Raw genomic sequence first — 6,440 nt, forward strand, 5'->3', positions numbered from 1 at the left:
CGTTCAATAATGTCTCTCGAAATTAAGGCACCTTCAAAAGACTTCATTTTTGAAGTATCGTCGACTTTTATTTCTTCTCCATTTTCATCTTTAGCTTTCTTTTGAGCGTATACATATTCAATCTCACGTCCCACATCATATCCGCTCGCTTTTATTACATATACATCATCTTGCATTTTCTCATTCCAATAGTTAAGCAAGAAGTCATACACATCGTAATTGTCTAGAAGTTTTGCCGATTCAAAATCCCTCAAAATTTCAATTCCCAAGCTTCGAATTATTTCTTTTGGATTTGTATCTGTATTAATGTTGAGTAATGAATCTTTTACTTTATTTTTCCAAGTCTCGAATAGAGAACCGTATTCAGTTTCCTTTTCAACCTTTATATTTTTATCTTCAGAAATGACTGTTTCAATTTCATTTGGTTTTATAGCAAGATTATAGACATCATGTTCTTCATCGACACAAGTAAATATCTCTTCTCTTAACTGTGGCGATATTTTCCAGAGTCTCTCTAAAGAGTTAATATCGACTTCTGGAATACCCCCCTTAAGATGAGATGCAATGTTTTGAGGTAATGTGTCATCTATTTTTTGGATATAACGAGGCACATTAAGGTTTCCTTCGTTCTCTTCTAAAATCTCCTTATAGGTAATAAAACGGGAGTACCCCTCAACCTTTTCTTGGTGAATAAAGGTTTGCACAATTTTCTCAATATCCTGTTCACGAAGACGGTTCTTATTTCCATCTTTCTTAAACCCATCACTCGCATCAATCATAAAGATACCTTCACGTTTATCAGCGTTTTCTTTATCGATTATGATGATACTAGCTGGGATTCCTGTACCATAAAATAAGTTTGCTGGTAGCCCAACTATACCCTTGATATATCGTTTCTCAAGAACAGCTTTTCTAATGGTTTCTTCTGAGTTTCCTCTAAAGAGAACACCGTGTGGCAGAATAATCCCTGCCTTACCATTGCTTTCCAACGCTTTTAGAACATGTAGAAACCAAGCATAATCACCATTCTTTTCAGGTGGAATGCCATAACCATCAAACCTCTTGTATTTATCTTCAGATGGTTTAATTCCATCAGTCCAGTCTTTATCAGAAAATGGTGGGTTCATGACAATAAAATCAAATTTTCTAAGTCCACCAAAATCATCAGTATATTGTGGGTTTGCCAATGTATTCCCGCTTTTAATTTCACCTGTGCCTTTGTTATGTAGGATGAAGTTCATCTTTGCTAAACCAGCAGTATCAGGATATTTTTCTTGTCCAAATATTGTAACTATGGAATCACCATTATCATCAGTAGGTGCTTCATCTGCTGAGCGAATAAGTAAAGATCCACTACCTGCCGCAGGATCATGAAGAGTCCACTTCTTTCCTGTCTCCTGTTTAATATCGCCAATACCAATAAGTCTAGCAATAATACGTGACACCTCACTAGGTGTATAAAACTGTCCCTTACTCTTACCAGACTCTTGAGCGAATTTCATCATAAAGTATTCATATGCATCCCCAATGATGTCATCGCCACTAGCTCTGTTGCTTTTAAAGTCGATCGCAGGATTTTGGAAAATAGCAATAAGACCAGAAACTTTATCAACTAGTTCTTTACCAGAACCTAGTTCATCCGGATTATTAAAGCTTACATCAGGAAGCGCACCTACTAGCTTATTATCTTCTAGAAACTTTTGAAGAATTACATCAACTCTTTCGCCAACATCCGGCTTACCTTTTGCAGCAATTAAGTCGTCAAATGAAGCACCTTCATTTACTGTGAATTCAGCAAAACGTTGCCCTTTATATCGGTCTGATACATATTTGAAAAACAACAATACAAGTACATAATCTTTATACCTTGACGGCTCAACTCCACCTCTTAATTTATTACAAGCTTCCCACAATAGGGAATACAATTCTGATTTTTTCACGGCCATTCATTTAACCTCTCTCATCTCTTAATTGTTTTATATTTAGTATTCAGTTATATCTATTCCTGCTTTTAATAACCTTTCGTATCTCTCGTGAGAAATAAGCACTGCTACTGGCTTTCCGTTTTTCAAAACAAAAGCAGTTTTATCTTCATCTGATAAACCTGTGATCAATTTCGAGGATTGTCCTCTAAGAAAATCTGACATATTATAAAACTCCATTGGTTGCTTTTGGGCTTTATCTTCCTTATCCATACCTAAATCCACCTTTTCTTTTTATCATAACATTTTACAACTCTTATTTCAACCTTTATATGCACTTGAAAAGTAATTACGTTATAAGTGCATTTCAATCTTGTATGTCCATTCAAGCCAATAGCCATCTTGTCAACTCACCACATTTTTGCCATCAATCTTATCAACTCACCAAGCCTATATTCAAATTCGTAAATCCAGTGAATAATCCACCACTCTTGGATATCTTCCCTCAAAGCAAAAATCCGTGATTATCCTTCCGGCTTAGAACCAGACCTCAAATCACGGAAAGCCCTTATTTACTTATCTTATTACACGCTTACTTATCAACCTTTGACATCAATACTACCGTCTCAACATGCTCTGTAAACGGAAACATATCAACAGGATGTATTTCAGTTACCTCATACCCTTTTTTCTCAAGTACTTTGATATCTCTTGCTTGTGTTATTGGATTACATGATATATAAACTATTGTTTTTGCATTTAACTTGGCTAATAAGTTCAAGAAGTTTTCATCTGAGCCAGCACGAGGAGGATCAATAATCGCAACATTGATATCTTTCATTTCTTGAATATAATCTCGCATGAAATATGAAACATCCTCAGCATAGAATTTCGAATTTTTTATTTGATTAATTTTAGCGTTTGTAATTGCATCTTTGATTGCAGCTTTGTTGACTTCAACGCCAATTACTTCTTTGGCAGATTGTGCAACAATCAATGAAATTGTTCCAATACCACAATACGCATCCAGAACAACATCATTCTTATTTATATGCGCAAGTTCTATCGCTTTTGCATATAACTTCTCTGTTTGTTCAGGATTTACTTGATAGAAAGATTTGCTTGATATTTGAAACTTAATTCCACATAAAATATCTTCAATATATCCTTTTCCATAAAGTACTTTTTCTTGTTCACCCAAAACAACACTCGTTCTTCTTTTATTCACTTGTGTACATATAGTTGTTATCTCCGGATGCTTCTCGCGAAGTAATTTCATAAATTCTTTACTACCTGGTAATACGGGTTGTCCAAGAACTAGAACGAGTAAGATTTGATTTGTGTGATACCCAACTCGCAAATACGCATGGCGTAGAATACCTACTCCTCGATCTTCATTATACGGTTGAATTCTTAATTTACTCGCTATCTCACAAATAGATTTCAAGATTAGATTTGCTTTCTCTGATTGAATTTGACAATCCTCTATCGGTACAACGCGATGACTATTTTCTTCATAAATACCGCAAGTTACTTTTTTTGTTTTACTTAAAGAGAATGTTGCGAATACTTTATGACGATAATAATATGGATTTTCCATACCAATAATAGGCAAACATTTCTTATGTTTAAATAAATTTTCTACTAATTTTTGTTTTGTTTCCAATTGTTTTGAATAGTCCATACCTTGGTATTGGCATCCACCACATTGTTTTGCATAAGCACAAATTTTCATTTTTATCCTTCCATCTCAAGTATTTGTTTTTTCAATTCTTCATATTTATTTGAAGATTGAAATTGCACCTGAGCTTCTCTAAAGTCATTACCAAAACTTCCTCTACTAATCACAATAGATGGTGGAAGTTGAATACGTTTGAATATTCCTTTTTGAACTGTTCTCATAACCCATTCTAAATCATCAATAAATGCCTTGGGCTTATCTAAACCATAATATCTTATCCATTTGCCCATTTCAGATTGATTTAACGTACCATCCAAGTATGAGGTCATGATTGTTTCAATTTGATAACCTGGATATTCTACCATCTTTGAAATCAACCAATCATGATAGAACCATTTCATTGGATCTAATTGTGCATCTTTTAGTTCTGCAGATGGTGGCATATCCCACTTTACTTGATCTTCTTCAATTTGAGGTAACAAATTTAAAGGCACTACTTCTTTAGCAAATACGTTATTTAAACTATGACCTAATTCAAATAGTTGTACCTTTGTACAATCTCCAATTGGTGAAAAAGCACCAATGGAATCTCCATACATAGTGCAATAGCCTAGGGCTACTTCAACTTTATTCCCATTATTGATAACGACTCCACCTTCTAATGCAGCAAATGTAGAAAGCATATGTCCTCGAACTCTTGCCTGAATATTTTCAAGAGTAAGTCCTTGATCAGCTCCTTCATAGTGATAATCCTTCATTGTTTCAATCGTTGCATCTACAATCTTTTCTATTGAACCTTCTCTAATTTCAATACCTAATCGATTAGCCATATCTTTCGCATTGTTCTTTGTGGTATCACTGTTATATTGAGAAGCCATATTATATCCTACAACACGACTTGGACCTAATGCATGAACTAATAAACATGCATTGATTGTACTATCTAATCCACCAGATAAACCAATAATCCATTTTACTTTTCCATTAAACATTTGTTGATCAACTTGTTTAATCGCAACAGTAAGAGCTTTTAAGAGTTTATCCTCAGTTTGTTTACATTCCTCTTGATTATCTAAATCAATAATCTTACATTCTTCTTTGAATTCATCATTGCATCCACCAATACATTGAGCAGATGCATCATACACTTTACTATTACCATCTAACACGCAAATTGACTTGCCTGTATTTTGCATCCCACAAGCATTAGCGTAAACAAAAGGTACAAATTTACCATGATTTTTAAGATGAGCTCGAATTTGTTTGTCACGTGATAATTCTTTGTTAAGAGTCCATGGGCTTGCGGATAAATTGAAGATCAAATCCACATCTTGTTTTAGGTAATTTCCTGTTACATCAAATGAATAATCAGCGCTCCATAGATCCTCACAAATTTCGATACCAACTTTTATATCCTTCCCTTTTACATTGACTATAAAAGGAGCACATGTCTCTTGATTCATATCCAATGCACTTTCAAAGTAACGTTCCTCATCAAACAAACGATAATTTGGTAATAAATGTTTTATATAGTATTCTTGTTGATTCATTGATTTGATCCATTTATTATCCATACAAAAATAAGCAGCATTATAACGGACACAACGCCCATCTCTACCCTTTTTATTTTTATCGATTGCTACATTACCAAAAAGAATACCAATTCCATTTGATAATTCTTTAATACGATCATTATATGAAATTAATGTATCCAAAAAGTTCGTATCCAACCATTTATCTTGAAGACAATATCCTCCAACACACATTTCAGGAAACACAATAAAATCAGCCTCATTCTCTTTTGCATACGCAATCATGGTAGCCATCTTATTAAAGTTATTTTCACATTGTCCAACGACAACATTCATTTGTCCAATTGCTATTTTCATATTCATTTACCTCCATCTAATTATACAATAAAATCATTCATTTCTTCTTGTTTTCACGGAATATTTTAATTTTATGAAGTTAACAATGGTATAATAGTTAATATTGAGAGGCACTGTGAAAATGAAAAAAGCGACCCAACTAAAAGAATCAACACAAAATGAATCACCATTTATTATCGAACACGAGAAAAAAGAATCAATACGATTGAATAAATATATAAGTAATTCAGGATATTGTACTAGAAAAGAGGCTGACCGTTTAATTGAATTCGGAAAAGTCATGATTGATGGGATACATGCAAAATTAGGTGATCAAGTTTTTGATAATCAAATTGTCACTGTTAATGGTGAACAAATTGAAATCAAACAAAATCATGTTTATTTAATATTGAATAAACCTCGAGGAATTACATGTACTGGTGATCCTAATGTCGAAGATAACATCATTGATTTTATGGATTATCCCGAAACAATCTTTCCTGTAGGACGTTTGGATAAGGATTCATCTGGATTAATCATTCTTACTAATGATGGAGATATTGTCAATAAAATACTTCGTTCTACGAATGGTCATGAGAAAGAGTACATTGTACGCGTAGAAAAGTACATTACAGACCGTTTTATCCGAATGATGAATCAAGGTGTCCAAATATACAATCCCGTTAAAAACACCTATCAAATGACCAAGGAAGCAAAAATCACAAAGATTGATGATTGCACTTTCCGTATTGTCATTACCCAAGGCTTGAATCGTCAAATACGTAGAATGTGTAAAGCTCTTGGATATCGCGTAATTACCTTGGAACGTGTTCGCATTATGAACATTGAGCTTGGTACTCTACGAACTGGGCAATGGCGCTACCTAAGGTCAAATGAATTATCTAAATTAAATGAATTAATTAAGGATAGTACTTCTGTGTACCTAGACCCTGAAGCAATTGATGAATA

The 6,440-nt window shown here is 33.8% G+C and carries 5 protein-coding genes; 1 reads left to right on the forward strand and 4 read right to left on the reverse strand.

Going from position 1 to position 6,440, the window contains the following annotated elements:
- The 4 genes from RR643_RS10965 to nadE form a co-directional block, all read right to left on the reverse strand.
- The coding region (locus RR643_RS10965; protein WP_332483232.1) for a class I SAM-dependent DNA methyltransferase at positions 1-1,946 on the reverse strand (1,946 nt) is incomplete at its 3' end.
- Between the two features lie 36 nt (positions 1,947-1,982).
- A complete protein-coding gene (locus tag RR643_RS10970) occupies positions 1,983-2,195 on the reverse strand; it encodes a type II toxin-antitoxin system Phd/YefM family antitoxin (protein ID WP_047388351.1) in 213 nt (70 codons plus the stop codon).
- A gap of 319 nt (positions 2,196-2,514) precedes the next feature.
- Positions 2,515-3,657, reverse strand: a complete 1,143-nt coding sequence (rlmD, locus tag RR643_RS10975) for a 23S rRNA (uracil(1939)-C(5))-methyltransferase RlmD (RefSeq protein WP_332483233.1) — start codon at positions 3,655-3,657, stop codon at positions 2,515-2,517.
- Positions 3,658-3,659: 2 nt separating this feature from the next.
- A complete protein-coding gene (gene nadE / locus RR643_RS10980) occupies positions 3,660-5,492 on the reverse strand; it encodes an NAD(+) synthase (RefSeq protein ID WP_332483234.1) in 1,833 nt (610 codons plus the stop codon).
- Between the two features lie 121 nt (positions 5,493-5,613).
- On the opposite strand from nadE, the gene RR643_RS10985 reads away from it, so the two are divergent.
- Positions 5,614-6,440: pseudouridine synthase (locus RR643_RS10985; protein WP_332483235.1), on the forward strand; the 827-nt coding region annotated here is incomplete at its 3' end.

Source organism: Anaerorhabdus sp., assembly GCF_036637135.1.
Lineage (GTDB): Bacteria > Bacillota_I > Bacilli_A > Erysipelotrichales > Erysipelotrichaceae > Anaerorhabdus.